We start from the raw sequence: 22981 nt of genomic DNA, 5'->3' as shown, positions 1-22981 counted from the left end.
AGAGCAATCACTGCGCGCCGCTTTCCTGCTGCTCAACGGTTTTGCCGCTGGCGGTGGCGTTGCCCAGCGGCGCCGCCAGGGCGGGGGCCGCGCCGTAGCGGGCGCTGAGCTCGGCGTAGGCCGGTTCGCGCTTGAAACGCTTGAGCTCGGCGCCGAAGCGCTGCACCAGCAGATCCATCCCGGCATTGCGCCGCACGGCCAGAAACTGGCTCTGGCGGCTGATGACGGTCGGATTTTCGGTAATTTTGTCGCGAATGCCCAACTCATCGAGCAAATGCTGGCCCACCCGGCGATCCGTGATCAGCAGGTCGATACGCCCGCGCACCAGTTTGCCGAAGTTGGCTTCGTGGGTCGGGGCCGGCTCGCGGGTGAACAGGGTCGATTCGCGAAAGTCGGAGCTGTAGAGATAGCCCGGCGAGGTGCCGACGGTCAGGCCCTTGAGGTCTTCAAGGCTGTGAAAAGGGTGCGGCCGGTCGTTGGCATAGAACATCACGAACTCGACGTCCGACAGTGGTTCGCTCGGGTAAAGCAGGGTGGCGTCGCGTTCGTCGCTGTGGAAGATGTCCAGCGCGCCGTCGGCCTGGCCGGTTTCGAGCATCGACAGGCAGCGTTTCCAGGGCAGGAACTGCCATTCGACTTCGATGCCCAGGCGCTTGAACACAATGGCGGTGGTTTCGTAGTCCAGTCCGAGGTTCTTGCCGCCCTGTTCATAGACGTACGGCGCCCACGGTTCGGTGACGATACGCAGCTTCTCGCCCCGAGCCGCAAAGCTCAGGCAAGCAAAAACCAGCACGGCGAATAACTGCGTGATCAAAGGCATGGCTTGAGATTACGACGAGAAACGGCAAAGAGCCAGAAACTGGCCGCAGAAGCTCTGTTTCGGGCGTTAAAAGCAAAAGATCGCATCGGCGAAAACGCTGAAAGCGCTGTCGCGACTGCGATCTCCTGGTCCTGCGGTTACGTCTTTTTAGCGCGGCAACTTCAGGTTGTTCCAGATTGCCAGGCTCGGTTCGGCCTGGTTCATGGAATAGAAGTGCAGGCCAGGCGCGCCGCCTTGCAGCAGGCGTTCGCACATCTCGGTGACGACCTGTTCGCCAAAGCGCTGAATGCTTTGGCTGTCATCGCCGTAGGCTTCCAGCTGCTTGCGGATCCAGCGCGGGATTTCCGCACCGCAGGCATCGGAGAAGCGCGCGAGTTTGCTGTAGTTGGTAATTGGCATGATCCCCGGCACGACCGGGATGTCCACGCCCAGCGCCTGCAAACGGTCGACGAAGTAGAAGTAACTGTCGGCGTTGAAGAAGTACTGGGTGATCGCGCTGTCGGCGCCGGCGCGGGCCTTGCGCACGAAGTTGGCGAGATCGTCTTCGTAGTTGCGCGCTTGCGGATGCATCTCCGGATAAGCGGCGACTTCGATGTGGAAATGATTGCCGGTTTCTTCACGAATGAATTCAACCAGTTCATTGGCGTGACGCAGCTCGCCGCTGGTCATGCCCATGCCGGACGGCAGGTCGCCACGCAGGGCGACGATGCGCTTGATGCCGGCAGCCTTGTACTCGTTCAGCAGGCCGCGCAGGTCGTCCTTGCTGTCGCCGACGCACGACAGGTGCGGGGCGGCGGGGATTTTGACTTCGCTTTCCAGCTGCAGCACGGTGTTCAGCGTGCGGTCACGGGTCGAACCGCCCGCGCCGTAGGTGCAGGAAAAGAAATCAGGGTTGTAGGTGGCCAGCTGACGGGCAGTGGCGAGCAGTTTTTCATGCCCAGCATCGGTCTTGGTCGGGAAGAACTCGAAGCTGTAGCGGCGTTCTTGGGACATGGAGGGAGCCTCCAGTTACGAGCGGCAAGTTACACGCTGCGAAAGAAGCGGAGGTGCGCTGATCTCTCGTGCGTGAAACCTGCTGCCTGAAACTGTTTTGAAATAGGGGCAGAGCTCTCAAGCTTCGTACGGCAAGTCCGGCTTTTGACCTTGCTTGCCGCTTGAAGCTTGTAGCTCGCAGCTGCTCTTGTCTTAGTAGCGGTATGCGTGCGGCTTGAACGGGCCTTCGACGGTCACGCCGATGTAGTCAGCCTGTTGCTTGGTCAGTTTGGTGACCACGCCGCCGAAGCCGCGAACCATTTCCAGGGCTACTTCTTCGTCGAGTTTCTTCGGCAGTACTTCAACGGTCAGACGCTCGGCTTTCTGGGCTGGCGACAGGTCGGCGTACTTCTGGCCGAACAGGAAGATCTGCGCCAGAACCTGGTTGGCGAACGAACCGTCCATGATGCGGCTCGGGTGACCGGTGGCGTTGCCCAGGTTCACCAGACGGCCTTCGGCCAGCAGGATCAGGTAGTCGTCGTTCTGAGCGTCGAAAGCGCCCGGGCCGGTACGGTGGATCTTGTGTACCTGTGGCTTCACTTCTTCCCATGCCCAGTTCTTGCGCATGAAAGCGGTGTCGATTTCGTTGTCGAAGTGACCGATGTTGCAGACAACGGCGCGCTTCTTCAGGGCTTTGAGCATGTTTGCGTCGCAAACGTTGACGTTACCGGTGGTGGTCACGATCAGGTCGATCTTGCCCAGCAGCGCTTTGTCGATGCTCGCTTCGGTGCCGTCGTTGATACCGTCGATGAACGGCGAAACCAGTTCGAAACCGTCCATGCAGGCCTGCATGGCGCAGATCGGGTCGACCTCGGAGACTTTAACGATCATGCCTTCCTGACGCAGGGACTGGGCCGAGCCCTTGCCCACGTCACCGTAACCGATGACCAGCGCTTGCTTGCCGGACAGCAGGTGGTCGGTGCCACGCTTGATGGCGTCGTTCAGGCTGTGACGGCAGCCGTACTTGTTGTCGTTCTTGGACTTGGTCACCGAGTCGTTGACGTTGATCGCCGGGATTTTCAGCTCGCCCTTGGCCAGCATGTCCAGCAGACGGTGTACGCCGGTGGTGGTTTCTTCGGTCACGCCGTGAACGCGGTCCAGAACCTGTGGGTATTTCTTGTGCAGCAGCTCGGTCAGGTCGCCGCCGTCGTCGAGGATCATGTTGGCGTCCCATGGCTGGCCATCCTTCAGGATGGTTTGCTCCAGGCACCACTCGTACTCTTCTTCAGTCTCGCCTTTCCAGGCGAAAACCGGGATGCCGGCAGCGGCGATGGAAGCAGCGGCCTGATCCTGAGTCGAGAAGATGTTGCAGGACGACCAGCGCACTTCGGCACCCAGGGCAACCAGGGTTTCGATCAGCACGGCGGTCTGAATGGTCATGTGGATGCAGCCGAGGATTTTTGCGCCTTTCAAAGGCTGCTCGGAAGCGTACTTGCGGCGCAGACCCATCAGGGCCGGCATTTCCGACTCGGCGATGATGGTTTCGCGACGGCCCCAGGCAGCCAGGGACATGTCGGCAACTTTGTAATCGTTAAAATCTGCAGGCGTGATAACAGCGCTCATGAAGAGCCTCCATTCGTAATGTATGCGAATGGGCGCCGTTGTGCGTTTAGTGTCCGGCGCAAGCCGGCCAACGCCCCATCCGAGCCTGACAGGTTGAACCTGCTGCAGCGCCCCTCGGACAGGTGGCGGGAAAACGGTATCAAGTGAAGGTTACCGTTTTGAAACGGGGGCGATTATAGCCGTCTAGACTGATCTTCCAAAGGGTTTCTGTCGGCCGGATGAAGATCGCCAATCGCGACCATAGTAGAAGCCTCATGGAGCATGACCACTCAGTCTGCCAAGATGGCGCCATCATTCGGCAAGACGCTCAGGAGTGAAGATGAATTTCCACACCCGCAAGTGGGTAAAACCCGAAGACCTCAACCCCAACGGCACCCTGTTCGGCGGCAGCCTGCTGCGCTGGATCGACGAAGAAGCGGCGATCTACGCGATCGTTCAACTGGGCAACCAGCGTGTGGTGACCAAGTACATTTCCGAAATCAACTTCGTCAGCGCTTCGCGCCAGGGCGACATCATCGAACTGGGCATCACCGCCACCGAGTTCGGCCGTACCTCGATCACCCTGACCTGCGAAGTGCGCAACAAGATCACCCGCAAAAGCATCCTGACCGTCGAGAAAATGGTCTTCGTCAACCTCGGCGAAGACGGTCTGCCGGCGCCGCACGGGCGGACCGAAATCAGATACGTCAAAGACCAGTTCAAGGATGACGTGCCCGTTACCGAGTAATCGCGTCTGACCGGCGAACGGAAGCCGAGCGGCGCGTGTCGTAGCCTTATGACTCCGCCACCGGTTTCCCGCCATGACCACACCAACAGACGGCAAGACCCCCGACCTCTCGGCCAAGGAACAACACGAAGTCGAGAAAAGCCAGCCGCCCCGCGCGGCGGTTCTGCATGAAATCATCCGCAAACAGGGCGACCAGGAACTGGAGCGCAGCATTGCCGCGCTGTGGTGGTCGGCGCTGGCCGCCGGGCTGACCATGGGCCTGTCGCTGATGGGCATGGGCCTGCTCAATTCGCGTCTGCCCGAGGGCGACGAATTCAAGGTGATCGCCAGCTTCGGCTACTGCGCAGGCTTTCTCGCAGTGATCCTCGCCCGCCAGCAACTGTTTACCGAAAACACCCTGACCGCCGTGCTGCCGGTGATGACCAAACCGACGTTCGGCAATTTCGGCCGATTGATCCGGCTCTGGACTGTCGTGCTGTTCGGCAACCTGTGCGGCACGATTCTGGTGGCGTACGTGATGCTCGAACTGCCGATCTTCGATAGCAAGACCGACGAGGCCTTTCTCGAAATCGGCCGCAAGGTCATGGAGAACCACGCGAGTCAGATGTTCGCCAAGGGCATCGTTTCTGGCTGGATGATCGCCACCATGGTCTGGATGATTCCGTCCATGGAGAGCGCGAAGATGTGGATCATCATCCTCATCACCTATCTCATGGCGCTGGGCGATTTCACGCACATCGTGGTGGGTTCGGCCGAGGTGTCCTATCTGGTGTTTGCCGGCGAGCTGCCGTGGAGTGATTTCTGGGCGGTGTTTGCCGGGCCGACCCTGGCGGGGAACATCATCGGCGGCAGTTTCATCTTCGCCCTGATCAGTCATGCGCAGATCCGCAGTGAAAGCGGTGCGCCGAAAGAGACGGCTGCGCTGAAAGAGACGGCTGCGCTGAAAGAGACGGCTGCGCCAAAAGAGTAAGCGGATCAGGCCAAAAAGCCCGATCCGCAGCAGATCAAAAAATGATCAGTGGTGCGCGAGCTCGGCAGCGGTTGCCGGCTCGTCGCGCGTTGCATGCTTGACCAGTTTGCCGATGGTCAGGCCCTGCAACAGGATCGACGACAGCACCACGATGTAGGTGATGCTCAGCAGCAGATCGCGCTCCGGGCCCAGCGGCAGGGCCAGGGCCAGTGCCACCGAAACACCGCCGCGCAAACCACCCCAGGTCAGGATCCGGATCGTGCCGCGCGGCACCGTGCGCCAGCGCCGTAGCAAGACGATGGCCGGGGCCACGGTGAGCAGGCGCGACAGCAGAATCGCCAGCGCCAGCAGAGTCGCCGCCGCCACGTGCAGCCAGTTGAACGGCAGCAGCAACAGCTCCATCCCGATCAGCGCGAACAGCAGGGCGTTGAGCATGTCGTCGAGCAATTCCCAGAACCCGTCGAGGTATTTGCGCGTCATGTCGTTCATCGCCAGGTTGCGGCCGAGGTTACCGATGATCAAACCGGCAACCACCATCGCAATCGGCGCCGAGACGTGCAGCTCGGTGGCCATCGCCGAACCGCCGATCACCAGCGCCAGGGTCAGCATGACTTCGATCTGGTGCTGCTCGATGCTCTTGATCATCAGGTACACCAGATAACCGATCAGCCCGCCGAACAGCACGCCACCGATGGCCTCATGGGCAAACAGCATGGCCGTGGCGCCGACGGTCGGGGTTTCGCCCAATTGCGCGATGCCCAGCAACACGGTGAACACCACCACGGCGGTGCCGTCGTTGAACAGCGATTCGCCGACGATCGTGGTTTTCAACGGCTTCGAGGCGTTGGCCGTACGCAGCACGCCGAGTACCGCGATCGGGTCGGTCGGGGAAATCAGTGCGCCGAACAACAGGCAGTAGAGGAAGCTCACGTGCCAGCCGAACAGGGCAAAAATGTAATAGGCGAGGCTGCCGATCACGGCAGTGGCGATCAGTACGCCGAAGGTCGCCAGCAGACCAATGGGCCAGCGGTAGCTGCGCAAGTCGCTCAGGTTGACGTGCAAGGCGCCGGCGAACAGCAGGAACGAGAGCATCCAGTTCATCAGCAGATCGCCGAAGTCGATCTGGCCGATCAGCTGCTGCACGCGCTCTTCGAGACCGGGGTAACCGAGCAGGCTCAGGCCTTGCAGCAACAGGGAAAACATCAGTGCAGTCACCATCACGCCGATGGTTGGGGGCAGGCCGATGAAACGGAAATTGACGAAGGTGAGGAGGGTGGTCAGGCAGATGAAAGCGGCAACGAGTTCAAGCATCCGGAGTCCTTTGGATGGGGGGTGAAAGACAGCGCGCCCGCTCAAGGACGCAAGGGTTGGATGGGCTGACGCCGGGTGGGGACACAATGGTGTCCCCGGGGAAATCAGCCGGACACATTGACCGCAGCAACACCCCGACGTTGCAGGTAGATGAAAAACAGCGCCGTCAGCACGGTCAGCACACCCATCAGCGCGCCGGTCCACGGCAAGTCGGCCAGGTCCGCACCGCTGGCGACCACCAGCCCGCCGATCCACGCGCCGGCGGCATTGCCGAGGTTGAACGCGCTCTGGTTCAGGGTCGAACCGAGGTTCGGTGCTTCATGCGCCTGATCGATGATCAGCAGTTGCAGGATCGGGCACAGGGCGAAGGCAAAAATCCCCCACAGCACCAGCGTGACCGCCGCCGGAACCACCGCTCGACTGGTCTGGCTGAACGCCGCCAGAATCACCACCACCGCCAGCGCGACACCCACCAGCGACGGCAGCAGGCGACTGTCGGCCAGGCGACCGCCGAGCATGCTGCCGCCGGTCAGGCCGACGCCGAACAACAACAGCATCACAGTCACGCCGTGGGGGCTGACGCCGGTGATGTCCTGCAGAATCGGCGCGATGTAGGTGAACACGCTGAACAGGCTGGTGGAGGCCAGCACGCTCATGCCCAGCGCCAGCAACACGTTGACCTTGCCCAGCACTTTGAATTCGCTGGCGAGGTTGGCCTTGTCCATCGGGATATGTTTCGGCAACCACAGCCACTGGGCGAGGGCGGCGATCACACCGATCACCGAGACCGCCCAGAAGGTCGAGCGCCAGCCTGCGTACTGGCCGAGCGCAGTGCCCAGCGGTACACCGAGGACGTTGGCCAGAGTCAGGCCGGTGAACATCATTGCAATTGCCTGCGCCCGTTTGTTCGGCGCGACCAGCCCGGCGGCCACCACCGAACCGATGCCGAAGAACGCCCCGTGGCACAACGCAGTGACCACCCGCGCCGCCATCAGTGTCGCGTAGTTCGGCGCCAGTGCGCACAGCACGTTGCCGAGGATGAACATCAGCGTCATGCCCAGCAGTGTGGCCTTGCGCGGCATGTTGGCGGTGCCGATCGCCAGGATCGGCGCACCGAACACCACGCCCAGGGCGTAGCCGGTGATCAACAGGCCGGCGTGGGGAATGCTCACCGCGAGGTCGCGGGCGACATCGGGCAGCAGGCCCATGATGACGAATTCAGTGGTGCCGATGCCGAAAGCGGCAACAGCGAGTGCAAGCAAGGCGAGTGGCATGCGCAAGGTCTCTGTCGTTAGTCTTGACGCTTTGATCAGGCATACGCAGGCCGGCGACCGCTCTCGGACGAGAACGGGGCAGGCAGGAATTATTGGAATTTGTCTGTGCGCAACTGAGTGCGGCGTGGTCGCTTGCAGTATAAACAGCTGCTGACACATCGCGAATCAATAATCTGACTAATTGGCTCAGGCTCAATAACAAGAAGCAAGGAGTGGCACGTGCTGGCGACAGCTCTGGTGTTGGTGGCGGCGCTGTTGCACGCAGCGTGGAATACGTTGATCAAATTCAGTGCCGAGCGGCTGCTGGTGGTGGCCTGCATGGACACCGTGGCACTGTTGTTCGTCGCGCTGGCATTCCCTTTCATCAGCCTGCCGCCGCCGGAGATCTGGCCGTGGATTCTGGCGTCGGCGGCGTTCGAGCTGCTTTATCGCTACCTGTTGATCCAGGCCTATCGGGTCGGCGACCTGGGGCTGGTCTATCCATTGATGCGCGGATTGTCGCCGCTGGTCGTGCTGGCGCTGACCCTGATCTTCGCCGGCGAAGTGCTGACCACCCAGCAGATCTTCGGGATCCTGTTGATCCCGCTGGGCATGGCCTGCCTGCTTTGGCAGGGCGGCGGCGGGAAACACCTGCCGTGGTCGATGCTGCCGGTAGTGGCGCTGATCGGCTTGTGCATCGGCTGCTACACCTACATCGATGGCCAGGCGTTGCGGCGCTGGTCGCATCCGCTGGATTACCTGGTCTGGGTCACACTGCTCAGTGCCTGGCCGTTTCCGTTGCTGGCGTGGGTGGCCAAACGTCCGGCGTTCAGGCTGTTCTGGCGCGAGCAATGGAGGCTGGGTCTGGCGGTCGGGTTCTGCGTGTTGTTCAGCTACGCTCTGGTGCTGTGGGCGATGCAGTTGGGTTCGATTGCCGAAGCGGCGGCATTGCGTGAAATCAGCGTGATCCTGGTGGTGCTGTTCGGCATGCGATACCTGAAAGAACCTTTCGGCCGGCCACGGCTCTTAGCCTGTGGGCTGGTGCTGGTCGGCATGCTGGTGATGAAGCTCTGACCGCCCGGCAACTCTAAAACTCGAAAGAAGGACGGCGTTATGACGGTGGCTCTGTGGTGTGTGTTGATCGCGATCTTTCTGCCCTATCTGTGCACCGTCGTGGCCAAGGCCTCGGGTGGTTTCAGGCTGCGGGACAATCATGATCCCCGGGACTTTCTGGACAGCGTGGATGGCGTGGCGCGCCGTGCCCATGCGGCGCAACTGAACAGTTTTGAAGTGACCCCGGCGTTTGCGACGGCGGTGATCGTCGCGCACCTGGTGGGCACTGCGGAGCTGGTAACGGTCAATGTGCTGGCGGTGCTGTTCATCACCAGTCGCCTGCTCTACATCATTTGCTATCTGGCGGACTGGGCGATGCTGCGGTCGCTGGTGTGGTTCGTCGGGATGGGGCTGATTGCCAGTTTCTTCTTCGTGTCGGTCTGAACCCTGAAAGATCGCAGGCTGACGAGGCCTGCGATCTTTTGCATTGTGCCTACGGCTTGTCGGCCACCTGCGGCACTTGCGGCAGCGCCGCGCCTTTTGGCCAGAGCATCCAGATCTGCCCTTGCTGCTTCATGTCGCCGGCCAGTTGTCCGGCGGCATCGCCGGTGCCCCAGAACAGATCCGCGCGAACTTCGCCGGCAATCGCGCCGCCGGTGTCCTGCGCGGCCACCGGGCGCACCAGCGGCGTGCCGTCCGGGCGAGTGGTCGACAGCCACAACAGGCTGCCCAGCGGAATCACCTTGCGATCCACTGCCGCGCTGTAACCGGCGGTCAGCGGCACATTCAGCGAGCCGCGCGGGCCTTCGTTGCTGTCCGGGTTGCGGGTGAAGAACACGTAGCTCGGGTTGCTCGCCAGCAGTTCCGGAATGCGCGACGGGTTGGCCTTGGCCCAGTCGCTGATTGCGCCCATGGTCACTTCTTCTTTTTTCAGCTCGCCCTGTTCCACCAACCAGCGGCCGATCGGCCGGTACGGGTGACCGTTCTGGTCAGCGTAGGCGATACGCAGTTGGCGGCCGTCATCGGTCTGAATCCGCCCCGAACCCTGAATCTGCAGGAATTGCAGGTTCATCGGGTCGGTCAACCAAGCCACGACCGGCGCCTTGACGCCCTGGCTTTCGATGGTCGCCGCGTCGTCGTAAGGCTTGAGCACGCGACCTTCGAGGCGGCCGCGCAGGCGCTTGCCTTTCAGTTCCGGGTAAATGCTGTCCAGCGACACAATGATCATGTCCTCGGGCACGCCATACACCGGCACGTTGGCGGTGGCGGTCTGCGTCAGGCTGCCGGGATAGACCGGTTCGTAGTAGCCGGTGATCAGGCCGTTGGGGTTGTCGTTCTCGGCGCGCAGGCCGAAGACGTCGAGGTTCTGCTTGAGGAAGGCGCGGATGTCGCCGGCGCTTTGCGGCACATTGGCGGCTGCCGCGCAGGTCGCGCCCCAGACCGGATCAGCCTTGAGCCGGGTGCAGGCGCTGCGCCAGGAACCGAAACCGGCCACCAGATCGCTGTCGGACACTGCCGGCAATGCGTCCCAGGTGGCACTGGAGTAGGTGGCCAAGGCGTGGGTTTTCGGCTTGGCGCTGTCGCCACCGGTGCAGCCGGCGAGGACCGCCAAGAGCGGGAGGGCAGCGATAAGCGGATGACGCCAGGCCTTGAAACGGCTGTTCATGGAGAATTTCCTGTGCCGGTTGCAGAAGTGCTCCATGCGCTCAAGCAACCCTTATTGTTAATAGGGCTATTGGTGTTTGGCGGTGACCCGAGGATACTGGCCGCCGATTTCCGTGACCTGAAGCCACCATGACTCTTAAAAGAATTTCTGTTGTATTGCTGGCCTGCCTGACCTTGTCCGCCTGTGGCGGTGTCGACCCGAATTCCCCGCTGGGTCAGCGCAAGGCGATCTTCAAACAGATGCTCAAGACCAGCGAAGACCTGGGTGGCATGCTGCGCGGACGCATTGCCTTCGACGGGCCGAAATTTGCGGAAGGTGCGGTCAAGCTCGATGCGTTGTCCCATGAACCGTGGAAACATTTCCCGCAGGTGCGCGAGGAAGATCACACCAGCGCCAAGGACGATGTCTGGCAAAAACAGGCCCGCTTCCAGGAAATGGCCCGCACCCTTGAAGCGGCTACCGGTGAACTGGTGATCGCCAGTAAGGTTCAACCCTACAAGGCCAGTAACCTGGGGCCGGCCGTGCAGAAAGTCGAAGATGCCTGCAGTGCCTGCCATAAAGAATTTCGGGACCATTGATTTCTGTTGTTTGAGTGAACGCCTTCGCGAACAGGCCCGCTCCCACACTTGACCGTATTCACCTGAGCAACCCGGTCTGATGTGGGAGCGGGCTTGCTCGCGAAGAGGGCATCACATTCAACGCATTGGCGGTTACTTGTCGAGTTCGTCCAGCGCGTCCTGCAATTCCTTGCGCGATTCGGCGAGCTTGTTCTTGCGCTTGTCGATCTTCTCCGGATCGCCTTTCTTCATGGCCTTGTCCAGATCGGCCTGGCGCTTGCTCACTTCGTGCTTGGCATCGAGTACCTTGTTTTCGCGTTCTTTCTTCAGACCGGCGTCGGTGCAGTGTTCGGTGACTTCGCGCAGGGCGGTTTCGAGGCCGGCCTGCTGGTCGGTGTTGCCGCGCGACTTGGCCTGTTCGATCTGGTTGATGATGCCCTGCTTCTTGGCGGCACAACCGGTCAGGCCCGGCGCGTCTTCGTCGGCCATCACGGGAGCGGCGAGGACTGCGCAGAAAGACAGCAGGGCGAGCGGTGCGAGAAATTTCATAAAAGCTCCATGTGCAAAGGCAATCGGGTCGGTAAAGCACTGCGCTGTTGGAGCGCTCCGGCGGACATTGGGTTCCCGGCGGGCCGGGGATTGCATGTTCAGAAGCCGTCGACGCCGGCGGCTTGCAGGGTTTCACTCAGGGCCAGTACCTGCGGGTCGCGAAAAAAGGCGCTCAATTGCGCCGCGCGGCCCGGGCCGATCCCGGCTTCTGCCTGCCATTGTTCGGTGTTGCGTTGTGCCAGCGCCTGCCACGAATCGGCGAGTGTTGCCTGACCGGTCGGTGGCAATCCCAGGGCTTTGAGCCACTGTAGAAACGGCCGTTGGCGGGCGCTGTGAAAACTGTGCAGCAGGCGGGCACTGCTGCGCTCGCCGAGACCGGCAATGTTAGCAAGCTCCGGCCCGTCGAGGGTCAACCAATCCAGCAGGCTGTTCAGGCGGCCTGTTTCGAGAAGTTTCTCCCAGGTACCGCGACCGACATGGGGCAGGGCCAGCCCCTGTTTCCCGCTGAGCCAGGTCAGGCGCGCGAGGAACTGGCTTTCGCAGCCTGGCGTCGGTTGCCAGCAGCTCAGGGCATGAAAGTCGCTGGCCAGCGGAACGTTCAGATCGGCGCGTTCCTTGCTGCGCAGCACTACGCTGTCGAGTCGCGGAATCGTCAGCCCGGCCAGGCTGATTGCCACCTGATCGCCGGGGCGAATGTCCAGATCCTGCCAGCGCCTGAGCGAACTGACGCTGACCCGTTTGATCTGCCGGTCATCGAGCGTTACCGGCGACAGTTCAAGCACCGGCGTGATGCGCCCGGTGCGGCCGATCTTGAAATTCACCTTGCGTACATCTGCCAGCGCCTGGGCAAAAGGGTATTTCCAGGCGACAGCCCAGTAGGGCGGACGAGCCTGCCAGCGTTCGGCGGGCGGTCGCTGGCTCTGGCGCAGAACCACGCCGTCCGTGGCGAATGGCAATGGCGAGCGATACCAGTGATCGCGCCAGCGTTGCGCGTCGTTCAGGCTGGCGACGGCCTGGGTGTAGGGTTCGGTGGGGGGAAAGCCGAATTGCGCCAGGGCCGCGATTCGCTCTGGCAAGTCCTCAGGCCCTTGCGGCCAGTCCCAGACAAACAGCCCGATGCCGGCGGCATGTTCCGCGTCGAGATCCTTGCGCCCCAGCAGACCGGCCACGGTGGCGCGGGCATTGGCGCCGCCGGCGCGTGCCTGCATGTGTCCGTTCAAGCGCCAGTAGAGTTCGCCTTGCACCAGCAGATCCTGTGGTTGCGTCAGCTGTTGCGGAATGGCTCCGATCTTTTTGGCCGAAGCCGTCCAGTCCTGCCCGCGAATGCCATCCCCGCGACTGATTGCCTGATGCAACCGGCCGTCGCGATAGATCAGGGTGACCGCCACGCCATCGACCTTGGGTTGTATCCAGACGTTTTGGCGGTTGCGCAGCCAGATCGCGATGTCCGCAGCGTCATGAAGTTTGTCCAGGCCGGTGTGGGCGACAGGGTGCGCCACCGGGCCTGATGCAGTGCGCAACGGCTCGGGTGGCGAAGGAAGTTTGAAGCATCGGCGCCATTGGTTCAGGCGCAGGCGTGACTGATCGTACAGCTCATCGGCGATCACTGATCGGCCTTCGCGATGGTAGGCGTCGTCCCAACGGTCGATCTGTTGTTGCAGGGCGGCGACTTCGCTCGATGCCCGGTCGGCGGGCCAGTCCGGGCAGGTGGCAGCGAAGGTATTGAGGTGGAAAACCGGCAGGAAAAACAAAAACAGGCGCAGTGTGGCAAGCATCGTGAGCGTCCTTGCTCAGGTAGATGCTTGAAGGCTAGGCGAGGATTTGTTGTTGAGAGAGATGGGTGTTTTGCGAGCTGTTTCCAGTCCGAATGTGATGTCGCTGATTCGGGCCTCTTCGCGAGCAAGCTCGCTCCCACGGAGTACGAATGAAAAAGCCCCGCACGGCGAACCGTGCGGGGCTTCCTGTACCGCCAGGAAAATTACAGGCCGGCAGCGGAACGCAGAGCGTCGGCGCGGTCGGTTTTTTCCCAGGTGAACGTGGAGAAGGTGTCTTCGCCAACAGTCTTGGTCTGCGGAGCACGACCGAAGTGGCCGTAGGCTGCGGTTTCCTGGTACATCGGGTGCAGCAGGTCGAGCATGGTGGTGATCGCGTATGGACGCAGGTCAAACACTTCGCGGACCAGTTTGATGATCTTGTCATCGCTGATCTTGCCGGTGCCGAAGGTGTTCAGCGAGATCGAGGTAGGCTGGGCCACGCCGATCGCGTAGGAAACCTGAATCTCGCAACGCTCGGCCAGGCCGGCAGCCACGATGTTCTTGGCAACATAACGGCCAGCGTAGGCAGCCGAACGGTCAACCTTGGATGGATCTTTACCGGAGAACGCGCCGCCGCCATGACGAGCCATGCCGCCGTAGCTGTCGACGATGATCTTGCGACCGGTCAGGCCGCAGTCACCCACCGGACCGCCAATGATGAACTGGCCGGTCGGGTTGATGTGGAACTGGGTGTCCTTGCTCAGCAGTTCGGCAGGCAGCACGTGCTTGACGATCAGCTCCATCACGCCTTCGCGCAGGTCGTTGTACGACACTTCAGGATTGTGCTGGGTCGACAGCACCACGGCGTCGATGCCGACAACCTTGCCGCCTTCGTAACGGCAGGTCACTTGCGACTTGGCGTCCGGGCGCAGCCAAGGCAGCAGACCCGACTTGCGGGCTTCGGCCTGACGCTGCACCAGTTGGTGCGAGAAGGTGATCGGTGCTGGCATCAGCACGTCGGTTTCGTTGCTGGCGTAGCCGAACATCAGGCCCTGGTCGCCGGCGCCCTGATCTTCAGGCTTGGCACGATCAACACCCTGGTTGATGTCAGGGGACTGCTTGCCGATGATGTTCATCACGCCGCAGGTCGCGCCGTCGAAGCCAACGTCGGAGCTGGTGTAGCCGATGTCGCAAATCACGTCACGAACGATCTGCTCCAGGTCGACCCAGGCGCTGGTGGTCACTTCACCGGCAACGATGGCCACGCCAGTCTTGACCAGGGTTTCCACCGCAACGCGTGCGTGCTTGTCCTGGGCGATGATGGCGTCCAGCACTGCATCGGAAATCTGGTCGGCGATTTTGTCCGGATGTCCTTCAGACACGGACTCGGAGGTGAAGAGGGAGTATTCGCTCATCTCGATGTTTTCCTGAATTTACCGATGGTGAGTGTCGCCAGCCGGTCGCTGAAAATGGCGGACCTGAATCTGGAAACCATTACGTAAGCCTACATAGAGGCTTTCCCCGGGAACGAGTCCCGCAGCGGTGGCCCAACGGGCCAGATCGTCCTGTTCAAACCCCAACCACAGATCACCGCAGGCCTCCCTGGCCCAACTCTGGTTGTGGCTACATAACTCTGTCACGAGCAGGCTACCGCCCGGTTGCAGCAGGCTGGCCATGTGCTTGAGCGCTTCGGCCGGCGCGGCGAAATGGTGCAACACCATGTTCAACACCACGCAATCGGCCTGAAGGCTCACGCCATTCAATGCATCGGCCAATTGCAGGCTGACGTTAGCCAGCTGTTCACGTTCACATACCTGACGGGCCAGTTCGAGCATCGCCGCGCTGTTGTCCAGTGCGGTTACGGTGCCGAAGCGGCGCGCCAGTTCCGGCAGGAATGCACCATCGCCGGGGCCGACTTCAATGGCCGTGGCTGCGCCATTGAAATTCAGTTTGTCGAGCAGGGCCAGCACGCTTTCACGGTACTGCGGCAGGCCGGCAATCAAATCCTGCTGGGCGCGGAATTTCTCCGCGACCCGGGCAAAAAAGTCCTGGCTGTTGGCAGCGCGTTGCCCGTGAACCTTTGCGATCCGGGTTTCCACGTCGGCCGGCAGCGCCAGATTGTCGACTTCTTCTAACAATGCAGTGTGCAACTTGCCGCCCAGCAACTCGGTGTGGGGCAGGGCGCGGCGATAGAAAACCGCATTGCCTTCGCGGCGAGTCGCCACCAGATCCGCCTGCGCCAGCACTTTAAGGTGATGGCTCATGCCGGACTGGCCGATATCGAAAATCTGCGCCAGTTCCAGAACGCCGAACGAGTCGTTGGCCAGGGCGCGCAATACATTCAGCCGCAGTGGATCGCCGCCGGCCTTGCACAGGGCCGCCAGCTCGTCGCAATCGTCATGGCGAATGGAAGGCACACGTAAGTTCATAGGGCTGGCAGTCTAGTGACGGTCGGAAGGCATCGCAAGGTCTATATCAAAAAGTTTTGATATTGCTCGATGGATGGCGCATTCGATTGCACTTCTCGCCGTCCGGTCAACTCTACAAACGAACAGCGGAAAGGTTTCACCTGCCGAAACCGATGTTATCCATTGGAAAAACGCCTCCGGATGACTATCTGTCATTGCCCCGAGGCGCTCGGGTGAGGGAAAATGCCCTCCTTTTTTCCGTTTCAATCTATTCACACCCAGGAGATCAGCGATGCCTAGCCGTCGTGAGCGTGCCAACGCCATTCGTGCCCTCAGCATGGATGCCGTGCAAAAAGCCAACAGCGGCCATCCCGGTGCCCCCATGGGTATGGCAGATATCGCCGAAGTGCTTTGGCGCGACTACCTCAAGCACAACCCGAGCAATCCATCGTTCGCCGACCGTGACCGCTTCGTGCTGTCCAACGGCCACGGCTCGATGTTGATCTACTCGCTGCTGCACCTGACCGGTTACGACCTGTCGATCGACGACCTGAAACAGTTCCGTCAATTGCACAGCCGCACCCCGGGCCACCCGGAATTCGGTTACACCCCGGGCGTTGAAACCACCACCGGCCCGTTGGGTCAGGGTCTGGCCAACGCCGTGGGCTTCGCCCTGGCAGAAAAGGTACTGGGCGCCCAGTTCAACCGTCCCGGCCACAACATCGTCGACCACCACACCTACGTGTTCCTGGGTGATGGCTGCATGATGGAAGGCATTTCCCACGAAGTCGCTTCCCTGGCCGGCACTCTGGGCCTGGGCAAGCTGATCGCCTTCTACGATGACAACGGCATCTCCATCGACGGCGAAGTCGAAGGCTGGTTCACCGATGACACGCCGAAGCGTTTCGAAGCCTACAACTGGCAGGTGATCCGCAATGTCGACGGTCACGATCCGGAAGAGATCAAGACCGCCATCGAGACCGCTCGCAAGAGCCCGCTGCCGACCCTGATCTGCTGCAAGACCACCATCGGTTTCGGTTCGCCGAACAAGCAAGGCAAGGAAGATTGCCACGGCGCCCCGCTGGGTGACGCGGAAATCGCCCTGACCCGTCAGGCGCTGAACTGGAACCACGGCCCGTTCGAAATCCCGGCCGACATCTATGCCGAGTGGGACGCCAAGGAAAAAGGCCGCGCTGTCGAAGCCGAGTGGGATCAGCGTTTCGCTGCTTACTCCGCCGCATTCCCGACCGAAGCCAATGAACTGATCCGTCGCCTGAGCGGCGAGCTGCCGGCCGACTTCTCCGAGAAGGCTGACGCCTACATCGCCGACGTTGCGGCCAAAGGCGAAACCATCGCCAGCCGTAAAGCCAGCCAGAACACCTTGAACGCGTTCGGCCCGCTGCTGCCGGAAGTGCTGGGCGGTTCGGCCGACCTGGCCGGTTCCAACCTGACCCTGTGGAAAGGCTGCAAAGGCGTCAGCGCCGAAGACGCCAGCGGCAACTACATGTACTACGGCGTGCGCGAATTCGGCATGACCGCCATCATGAACGGCGTTGCCCTGCACGGCGGTCTGGTGCCTTACGGCGCGACCTTCCTGATGTTCATGGAGTACGCCCGCAACGCGGTGCGCATGTCCGCTCTGATGAAGCAGCGTGTCATCCACGTCTACACCCACGACTCCATCGGTCTGGGCGAAGACGGCCCGACGCACCAGCCGATCGAGCAACTGACCAGCCTGCGCAGCACGCCGAACCTCGACACCTGGCGTCCGGCCGATGCCGTTGAATCGGCCGTGGCCTGGAAAAACGCCCTGGAGCGCAAGGACGGCCCGTCGGCGCTGATCTTCTCGCGTCAGAACCTGCAGCACCAAACCCGTGATGCTGGCCAGATCGCCAACATCAGCCGTGGCGGTTATGTACTGAAGGACTGTGCAGGCGAGCCTGAGCTGATCCTGATCGCCACCGGTTCGGAAGTCGGTCTGGCCGTTCAGGCCTACGACAAACTGACCGAGCAAGGCCGCAAGGTGCGCGTGGTTTCCATGCCATGCACCAGCGCGTTCGATGCTCAGGACGCCAGCTACAAGCAATCGGTCCTGCCGTTGCAGGTTGGCGCGCGTATCGCGATCGAAGCGGCCCACGCCGACTTCTGGTTCAAGTACGTGGGTCTGGAAGGTCGCGTGATCGGCATGACCACCTACGGCGAATCGGCTCCGGCTTCGGCACTGTTCGAAGAGTTCGGCTTCACCCTGGAAAACATCCTGGGTCAGGCTGAAGAGCTGCTGGAAGACTGATCCAGAATAGGTGTCGCCTGAACTGACGCCATCGCGAGCAAGCTCGCTCCCGCAGGGGATTTGTTGTGTGACACAAATAGTGTTTGCAACATAGGCCCCATGTGGGAGCGAGCTTGCTCGCGATAGCGATGGTTCAGGCGCCATCGCATCAACGGATACACCACGGTAATCGAGAACCCCATGCCTCAACCGCGTCCCTACAAAGTTGCACTCAACGGCTACGGCCGGATTGGTCGTTGCGTTTTGCGTGCGTTGTTCGAGCGAGGCGAGAAGGCAGGGTTTGAAATTGTCGCGATCAACGACCTGGCCGACATGGCCAGCATCGAATACCTGACACGCTTCGACTCCACTCACGGCCGGTTTCCCGGCGAAGTGAGGGTCGACGGCGATTGTCTGCATATTAATGGCGGCTGCGTGAAGGTCCTGCGCAGTGCCACCCCCGAAGGCATCGATTGGGCGTCGCTGGGCGTCGATCTGGTGCTCGAATGCTCCGGCGCCTGGCACACCCGCGCAGACGGCCAGCGTTTCCTCGACGCTGGCGCGCCGCGTGTGCTGTTTTCGCAGCCGATGGCCAGCGAGGCGGATGTCGACGCCACCATCGTCTACGGCGTCAATCAGGATTGCCTGACCGGCGATGAATTGCTGGTGTCCAACGCCTCCTGCACCACCAACTGTGGCGTGCCGCTATTGCGTCTGCTGGATCAGGCAGTCGGCCTGGATTATGTGTCGATCACCACGATTCACTCGGCGATGAACGATCAGCCGGTGATCGATGCCTATCACCACGAAGACCTGCGCCGCACCCGTTCGGCGTTCCAGTCGGTGATCCCGGTTTCCACAGGGCTGGCGCGAGGTATCGAGCGCCTGCTGCCGGAACTTGCCGGGCGAATCCAGGCCAAAGCCGTACGCGTGCCGACGGTCAACGTGTCCTGCCTCGACATCACGATGCAGACCGCGAGCGATACCGACGCCGGCGAGGTCAACCGGATCCTGCGCGAGGCTGCCACCAGCGGCCCGCTCAAAGGTCTGTTGGCCTACACCGAACTGCCCCACGCAAGTTGTGATTTCAATCATGACCCACATTCGGCCATCGTCGATGCCAGTCAGACCCGCGTTTCCGGCCCTCGGCTGGTGAACATCCTGGCCTGGTTCGACAACGAATGGGGTTTTGCCAACCGAATGCTGGATGTTGCAGAACACTATCTGCAGACAGCGACTTCAAAAAAACCGTAGGAAGTGCGACCCATGACCGTGTTGAAGATGTCCGACCTCGATCTGCAAGGTAAGCGCGTATTGATCCGCGAAGACCTCAACGTCCCAGTCAAGGACGGTGTTGTCACCAGCGATGCGCGTATCCTGGCTTCGCTGCCGACCATCAAGCTGGCCCTGGAAAAAGGCGCGGCCGTGATGGTCTGCTCGCACCTGGGTCGTCCGACCGAAGGCGAGTTCTCCGCCGAGAACAGCCTCAAGCCTGTCGCCGATTACTTGAGCAAGGCCCTGGGCCGCGAAGTGCCGCTGGTGACGGACTACCTGGGCGGCGTTGACGTCAAGGCCGGCGACATCGTGCTGTTCGAAAACGTGCGCTTCAACAAGGGCGAGAAAAAGAACACCGACGAACTGGCCCAGCAATACGCCGCCCTGTGCGACGTGTTCGTGATGGACGCTTTCGGCACGGCTCACCGCGCCGAAGGTTCGACCCACGGTGTGGCCAAGTTCGCCAAAGTCGCTGCTGCCGGCCCGCTGCTGGCCGCTGAACTGGATGCACTGGGCAAAGCCCTGGGCGCCCCGGCCAAGCCGATGGCGGCCATCGTTGCCGGTTCCAAGGTCTCGACCAAACTCGACGTGCTGAACAGCCTGAGCCAGATCTGCGATCAACTGATCGTCGGCGGCGGCATCGCCAACACCTTTCTCGCTGCGGCCGGTCACCCGGTCGGCAAGTCGCTGTACGAGCCGGACCTGCTGGACACCGCTCGCGCCATTGCCGCCAAGGTCAGCGTGCCGCTGCCGGTGGACGTTGTGGTTGCCAAGGAATTCGCTGAAAGCGCTGAAGCGACCGTGAAGCTGATCGCTGACGTCGCTGCCGACGACATGATTCTGGACATCGGCCCGCAAACCGCTGCCAACTTCGCCGAACTGCTGAAGTCGTCGAAAACCATCCTGTGGAACGGCCCGGTCGGCGTGTTCGAATTCGACCAGTTCGGTAACGGCACCAAAGTGCTGGCCGAAGCCATCGCCGAAAGCGCGGCGTTCTCGATTGCCGGCGGTGGCGACACCCTGGCCGCCATCGATAAATATGGCGTGGCAGAAAAGATCTCCTACATTTCCACCGGTGGTGGCGCGTTCCTCGAATTCGTCGAAGGCAAGGTGCTGCCGGCCGTTGAAGTCCTGGAAAGCCGGGCCAAGGCCTGAGGCCGCCCGTTTGGCCAGGCAAAGGAGTGTTCAGATGGTCAAGTCGTTAGCGCTGTTGTTGCTGACCGGTACATTGGCAGCCTGCGGGAGTAACCCGAAGGCTGCGCCGGAGCCGGCACCCGGCGAGGCACAGAAGGGCTGCTACCAGGCCGACTGGCAGGCCGAAACCAACCCGGTGCTGAACAAGCGCTCGGGGCCGGACGGTCTGGACAAATACGAGACGCAAACCCCGGCCAAGGAACATGGTTGTCCTTGACCGGTCTGACTCTTTACTCAAGTCCGGCGGCGTGCGCTGCCGGTCGAGGAACACGGATGAAAGGTTTGATCGCCGTTGCGGCACTGGGCTTGTTGGGTGGTTGTGCGCAGTGGAACCCGTTCCAGTCGTCCGCTCCTGTGGATAACTGGACCACCTGGACCTGCGACAGCCAGGCCAAGGTGCTGTGGCGTTACACCGACGCCGGCCAGAAGGCAGTCGATGTGCGACTGGGCGGTGGCGATCAGGTCTATCGCCTGAAAGAAGAGCCGGGCGCCTCGGGCACGTTGTACAGCGACGACATGCTGGCGTTTCACATCAAAGGTAATGAAGGCCTGGTCTACTGGGTCGCTACCAATGATCTGATCGGCCGGGGCTGCAAAGCCCAATAACACAGAATTTGCTTTATCGAATCACCAGGCCGGGCCTCAACCCCCGATCTGCAATCACTTGAATAGCCGCCGCCGCTCCGGCAGGCTGGCACGATTAACGACCCAAACCGGGAGAGAGACACACAATGGCACTTATCAGCATGCGCCAGATGCTGGACCACGCAGCCGAGTTCGGCTACGGCGTTCCAGCCTTCAACGTCAACAACCTTGAGCAGATGCGCGCCATCATGGAAGCCGCTGACAAGACTGACTCCCCGGTGATCGTCCAGGCTTCGGCCGGCGCTCGCAAATACGCCGGCGCCCCGTTCCTGCGTCACCTGATCCTGGCCGCGATCGAAGAATTCCCGCACATCCCGGTGTGCATGCACCAGGACCACGGCACCAGCCCTGACGTCTGCCAGCGCTCGATCCAGCTGGGCTTCAGCTCGGTGATGATGGACGGCTCCCTCGGCGAAGACGGCAAGACTCCGACCGACTACGAATACAACGTCCGCGTGACCCAACAAACTGTCGCCATGGCTCACGCCTGCGGCGTTTCGGTTGAGGGCGAGCTGGGCTGCCTGGGTTCGCTGGAAACCGGCATGGCCGGTGAAGAAGACGGCATCGGCGCCGAAGGCGTTCTGGATCACAGCCAGATGCTGACCGACCCGGAAGAAGCCGCTGACTTCGTCAAGAAGACCCAAGTTGATGCCCTGGCCATCGCTATCGGCACCAGCCACGGCGCCTACAAGTTCACCAAGCCGCCTACCGGTGACGTGCTGGCGATCGACCGCATCAAGGAAATCCACAAGCGCATTCCGAACACCCACCTGGTGATGCACGGTTCCTCGTCGGTTCCGCAAGAGTGGCTGGCGATCATCAACCAGTACGGCGGCGACATCAAAGAAACCTACGGCGTACCGGTTGAAGAAATCGTCGAAGGCATCAAGCACGGCGTGCGCAAGGTCAACATCGACACCGACCTGCGTCTGGCATCCACCGGCGCCATGCGTCGCCTGATGGCCACCAACCCGAGCGAATTCGACCCGCGTAAATTCTTCGGCGAAACCGTGAAGGCGATGCGCGACGTATGTATCGCTCGTTACGAAGCTTTCGGTACTGCCGGCAATGCTTCGAAGATCAAGCCGATCTCGCTGGAAAGCATGTATCAGCGTTATCTGAAGGGTGAGTTGAACGCCAAGGTCAATTGAGACTGGGTGTTGAGCTGATTGAATAAAAAATCCGCCGAGAGGCGGATTTTTTATGGGCGACGATATTCTTGGGCCATGAGGTTATCCAAAAGTAAGAGCAAACGGCGCTGCTGTTTGCTCAATGGCATGATAAATAAATCTGTCCCCATAAGTTCTTGTTTCGCTGTCCCCATAAGCTCTTCATAGTTCTCTAGAGCTCTTGGAGTCGTCGGTTGGCTTATGCAGGGCGGTATGTATATCTTTTTACCTTGACGGTTTCAGTTGACTCCTCAATTGTTTCTTGCGCTTCGAAGGTAAATTTCAATGCATAAGTAGTTGAGTCGCTTCTAACATAGCCTTGTTGTAATTGTTGTCCGTTTGAACCCTCCACGTACCCGGGATTATTGTAGCGATCCCAAATCCACGGAGTGCTATCAGGTTCAGGAGGGATATAGGGTTTAACAGTAATTGGTTTTGGGTCGGCGGGTGGGAAACTAGGTATGCTTACGGTTTCTGCGATTCCCGGATAGATATTTGGGGAGTCAGGCTGCGGGTTGAAAGCTGCTGGCTTTGAGCCAACATAATCAAGTATATGATAATCAAAATTGTCTAGCTGCAGTGCAGTGATATCAGTCTTTCTAATAGTTTCTAATATGCCTGCTGTATTCTTTACTTTTACGCTTGCGCCGTCTATCGATTCGATGGTGCCGTCGACCAATTTGTTTTTTTTTGTGATCGCGGTGAATTTGTCGCCAGTGCGCAGGTGCACCTGGCGTTGTACGTTTTGTGTTGTACTCATGTCAGT

22 protein-coding genes and 1 riboswitch are annotated in these 22981 nt (G+C 60.9%); of the genes, 11 read left to right on the top strand and 11 right to left on the bottom strand.

The genetic code is table 11. From position 1 onward, the window contains the following. Positions 1-7: 7 nt before the first annotated feature. From CAF79_RS11235 to ahcY, 3 genes are all read right to left on the bottom strand, one after another. On the bottom strand, positions 8-820 hold the full coding sequence (locus CAF79_RS11235) for an ABC transporter substrate-binding protein (RefSeq protein WP_085697824.1): 813 nt from the start codon (positions 818-820) through the stop codon (positions 8-10). Between the two features lie 147 nt (positions 821-967). Beyond that, complete coding sequence (gene metF, locus CAF79_RS11230; RefSeq protein WP_085697823.1) at positions 968-1813, bottom strand: methylenetetrahydrofolate reductase [NAD(P)H]; 846 nt, start codon at positions 1811-1813, stop codon at positions 968-970. Between the two features lie 192 nt (positions 1814-2005). Then, entirely contained in the window at positions 2006-3415 is a 1410-nt protein-coding gene (gene ahcY / locus CAF79_RS11225) for an adenosylhomocysteinase (RefSeq protein ID WP_085697822.1), read from the bottom strand. Between the two features lie 23 nt (positions 3416-3438). Then, positions 3439-3537: riboswitch (S-adenosyl-L-homocysteine riboswitch) on the bottom strand. Positions 3538-3734: 197 nt separating this feature from the next. On the opposite strand from ahcY, the gene CAF79_RS11220 reads away from it, so the two are divergent. Both CAF79_RS11220 and CAF79_RS11215 read left to right on the top strand, forming a co-directional pair. Further along, entirely contained in the window at positions 3735-4142 is a 408-nt protein-coding gene (locus tag CAF79_RS11220; protein WP_011336338.1) for an acyl-CoA thioesterase, read from the top strand. Positions 4143-4215: 73 nt separating this feature from the next. Next, positions 4216-5112: a formate/nitrite transporter family protein gene (locus CAF79_RS11215; protein ID WP_085697821.1), complete on the top strand. Its 897-nt coding sequence runs from the start codon at positions 4216-4218 to the stop codon at positions 5110-5112. Positions 5113-5157: 45 nt separating this feature from the next. Here the strand turns inward: CAF79_RS11215 and CAF79_RS11210 are convergent, their stop codons facing one another. After that, the gene (locus CAF79_RS11210; protein ID WP_085697820.1) at positions 5158-6423 is read right to left on the bottom strand and encodes a sodium:proton antiporter; all 1266 of its coding nucleotides are present in this window, start codon (positions 6421-6423) and stop codon (positions 5158-5160) included. 104 nt (positions 6424-6527) lie between these two features. Beyond that, positions 6528-7697: an MFS transporter gene (locus CAF79_RS11205; RefSeq protein ID WP_085697819.1), complete on the bottom strand. Its 1170-nt coding sequence runs from the start codon at positions 7695-7697 to the stop codon at positions 6528-6530. 219 nt (positions 7698-7916) lie between these two features. Between CAF79_RS11205 and CAF79_RS11200 the strand changes: the two genes are divergently transcribed. After that, positions 7917-8750: an EamA family transporter gene (locus CAF79_RS11200; protein WP_085697818.1), complete on the top strand. Its 834-nt coding sequence runs from the start codon at positions 7917-7919 to the stop codon at positions 8748-8750. A gap of 39 nt (positions 8751-8789) precedes the next feature. Continuing rightward, positions 8790-9173, top strand: a complete 384-nt coding sequence (locus CAF79_RS11195; RefSeq protein ID WP_085697817.1) for an MAPEG family protein — start codon at positions 8790-8792, stop codon at positions 9171-9173. A gap of 49 nt (positions 9174-9222) precedes the next feature. Here CAF79_RS11195 and CAF79_RS11190 read toward each other — a convergent pair whose 3' ends face one another. Then, a complete protein-coding gene (locus tag CAF79_RS11190) occupies positions 9223-10395 on the bottom strand; it encodes a murein transglycosylase A (RefSeq protein ID WP_085697816.1) in 1173 nt (390 codons plus the stop codon). Positions 10396-10523: 128 nt separating this feature from the next. Here CAF79_RS11190 and CAF79_RS11185 point away from each other — a divergent pair, with 128 nt between their 5' ends. Continuing rightward, the gene (locus CAF79_RS11185; RefSeq protein ID WP_085697815.1) at positions 10524-10973 is read left to right on the top strand and encodes a cytochrome c; all 450 of its coding nucleotides are present in this window, start codon (positions 10524-10526) and stop codon (positions 10971-10973) included. Positions 10974-11105: 132 nt separating this feature from the next. Here CAF79_RS11185 and CAF79_RS11180 read toward each other — a convergent pair whose 3' ends face one another. The 4 genes from CAF79_RS11180 to CAF79_RS11165 form a co-directional block, all read right to left on the bottom strand. Then, a complete protein-coding gene (locus tag CAF79_RS11180; protein ID WP_085697814.1) occupies positions 11106-11501 on the bottom strand; it encodes a DUF1090 domain-containing protein in 396 nt (131 codons plus the stop codon). Positions 11502-11599: 98 nt separating this feature from the next. After that, on the bottom strand, positions 11600-13276 hold the full coding sequence (gene ligB, locus CAF79_RS11175; RefSeq protein WP_085697813.1) for an NAD-dependent DNA ligase LigB: 1677 nt from the start codon (positions 13274-13276) through the stop codon (positions 11600-11602). 203 nt (positions 13277-13479) lie between these two features. After that, positions 13480-14670: a methionine adenosyltransferase gene (gene metK, locus CAF79_RS11170; protein WP_011336330.1), complete on the bottom strand. Its 1191-nt coding sequence runs from the start codon at positions 14668-14670 to the stop codon at positions 13480-13482. Between the two features lie 18 nt (positions 14671-14688). Next, positions 14689-15684, bottom strand: a complete 996-nt coding sequence (locus tag CAF79_RS11165; RefSeq protein ID WP_085697812.1) for a metalloregulator ArsR/SmtB family transcription factor — start codon at positions 15682-15684, stop codon at positions 14689-14691. Positions 15685-15955: 271 nt separating this feature from the next. Between CAF79_RS11165 and tkt the strand changes: the two genes are divergently transcribed. From tkt to fba, 6 genes are all read left to right on the top strand, one after another. Further along, positions 15956-17953 carry a transketolase gene (gene tkt, locus CAF79_RS11160; RefSeq protein WP_085697811.1) on the top strand — a complete coding sequence of 666 codons (1998 nt, stop codon included), beginning with the start codon at positions 15956-15958 and terminating at the stop codon, positions 17951-17953. Positions 17954-18133: 180 nt separating this feature from the next. Beyond that, complete coding sequence (gene epd / locus CAF79_RS11155) at positions 18134-19186, top strand: erythrose-4-phosphate dehydrogenase (RefSeq protein WP_085697810.1); 1053 nt, start codon at positions 18134-18136, stop codon at positions 19184-19186. A 12-nt stretch (positions 19187-19198) separates the two neighbouring features. Further along, positions 19199-20362 carry a phosphoglycerate kinase gene (locus tag CAF79_RS11150; protein WP_085697809.1) on the top strand — a complete coding sequence of 388 codons (1164 nt, stop codon included), beginning with the start codon at positions 19199-19201 and terminating at the stop codon, positions 20360-20362. A 34-nt stretch (positions 20363-20396) separates the two neighbouring features. Next, positions 20397-20618 carry a hypothetical protein gene (locus CAF79_RS11145; protein ID WP_085697808.1) on the top strand — a complete coding sequence of 74 codons (222 nt, stop codon included), beginning with the start codon at positions 20397-20399 and terminating at the stop codon, positions 20616-20618. Between the two features lie 56 nt (positions 20619-20674). After that, entirely contained in the window at positions 20675-21007 is a 333-nt protein-coding gene (locus tag CAF79_RS11140; RefSeq protein ID WP_085697807.1) for an MliC family protein, read from the top strand. Positions 21008-21132: 125 nt separating this feature from the next. Further along, positions 21133-22197, top strand: a complete 1065-nt coding sequence (gene fba / locus CAF79_RS11135) for a class II fructose-bisphosphate aldolase (protein WP_007959708.1) — start codon at positions 21133-21135, stop codon at positions 22195-22197. 217 nt (positions 22198-22414) lie between these two features. Here fba and CAF79_RS28810 read toward each other — a convergent pair whose 3' ends face one another. Then, positions 22415-22975: a hypothetical protein gene (locus CAF79_RS28810; RefSeq protein WP_139832587.1), complete on the bottom strand. Its 561-nt coding sequence runs from the start codon at positions 22973-22975 to the stop codon at positions 22415-22417. Positions 22976-22981 lie beyond the last annotated feature (6 nt).

The organism is Pseudomonas sp. B26(2017), from assembly GCF_002113045.1.
In the GTDB taxonomy this organism is placed as follows: domain Bacteria; phylum Pseudomonadota; class Gammaproteobacteria; order Pseudomonadales; family Pseudomonadaceae; genus Aquipseudomonas.
Note: the sequence above shows the minus strand (reverse complement) of the source record. Positions and strands in the feature narration are given on the sequence as shown.

Excerpts from the sequence above, each read along its gene's own strand:
- metK (WP_011336330.1), bottom strand. The coding sequence starts at position 14,670 with ATGAGCGAATACTCCCTCTTCACCTCCGAGTCCGTGTCTGAAGGACAT.
- CAF79_RS28810 (WP_139832587.1), bottom strand. The coding sequence starts at position 22,975 with ATGAGTACAACACAAAACGTACAACGCCAGGTGCACCTGCGCACTGGC.
- epd (WP_085697810.1), top strand. The coding sequence starts at position 18,134 with ATGCCTCAACCGCGTCCCTACAAAGTTGCACTCAACGGCTACGGCCGG.
- CAF79_RS11220 (WP_011336338.1), top strand. The coding sequence starts at position 3,735 with ATGAATTTCCACACCCGCAAGTGGGTAAAACCCGAAGACCTCAACCCC.
- CAF79_RS11180 (WP_085697814.1), bottom strand. The coding sequence starts at position 11,501 with ATGAAATTTCTCGCACCGCTCGCCCTGCTGTCTTTCTGCGCAGTCCTC.
- CAF79_RS11185 (WP_085697815.1), top strand. The coding sequence starts at position 10,524 with ATGACTCTTAAAAGAATTTCTGTTGTATTGCTGGCCTGCCTGACCTTG.
- CAF79_RS11145 (WP_085697808.1), top strand. The coding sequence starts at position 20,397 with ATGGTCAAGTCGTTAGCGCTGTTGTTGCTGACCGGTACATTGGCAGCC.
- CAF79_RS11165 (WP_085697812.1), bottom strand. The coding sequence starts at position 15,684 with ATGAACTTACGTGTGCCTTCCATTCGCCATGACGATTGCGACGAGCTG.
- fba (WP_007959708.1), top strand. The coding sequence starts at position 21,133 with ATGGCACTTATCAGCATGCGCCAGATGCTGGACCACGCAGCCGAGTTC.
- CAF79_RS11215 (WP_085697821.1), top strand. The coding sequence starts at position 4,216 with ATGACCACACCAACAGACGGCAAGACCCCCGACCTCTCGGCCAAGGAA.
- metF (WP_085697823.1), bottom strand. The coding sequence starts at position 1,813 with ATGTCCCAAGAACGCCGCTACAGCTTCGAGTTCTTCCCGACCAAGACC.
- ligB (WP_085697813.1), bottom strand. The coding sequence starts at position 13,276 with ATGCTTGCCACACTGCGCCTGTTTTTGTTTTTCCTGCCGGTTTTCCAC.
- CAF79_RS11140 (WP_085697807.1), top strand. The coding sequence starts at position 20,675 with ATGAAAGGTTTGATCGCCGTTGCGGCACTGGGCTTGTTGGGTGGTTGT.
- CAF79_RS11210 (WP_085697820.1), bottom strand. The coding sequence starts at position 6,423 with ATGCTTGAACTCGTTGCCGCTTTCATCTGCCTGACCACCCTCCTCACC.
- CAF79_RS11205 (WP_085697819.1), bottom strand. The coding sequence starts at position 7,697 with ATGCCACTCGCCTTGCTTGCACTCGCTGTTGCCGCTTTCGGCATCGGC.
- CAF79_RS11190 (WP_085697816.1), bottom strand. The coding sequence starts at position 10,395 with ATGAACAGCCGTTTCAAGGCCTGGCGTCATCCGCTTATCGCTGCCCTC.
- tkt (WP_085697811.1), top strand. The coding sequence starts at position 15,956 with ATGCCTAGCCGTCGTGAGCGTGCCAACGCCATTCGTGCCCTCAGCATG.
- CAF79_RS11150 (WP_085697809.1), top strand. The coding sequence starts at position 19,199 with ATGACCGTGTTGAAGATGTCCGACCTCGATCTGCAAGGTAAGCGCGTA.
- ahcY (WP_085697822.1), bottom strand. The coding sequence starts at position 3,415 with ATGAGCGCTGTTATCACGCCTGCAGATTTTAACGATTACAAAGTTGCC.
- CAF79_RS11235 (WP_085697824.1), bottom strand. The coding sequence starts at position 820 with ATGCCTTTGATCACGCAGTTATTCGCCGTGCTGGTTTTTGCTTGCCTG.
- CAF79_RS11195 (WP_085697817.1), top strand. The coding sequence starts at position 8,790 with ATGACGGTGGCTCTGTGGTGTGTGTTGATCGCGATCTTTCTGCCCTAT.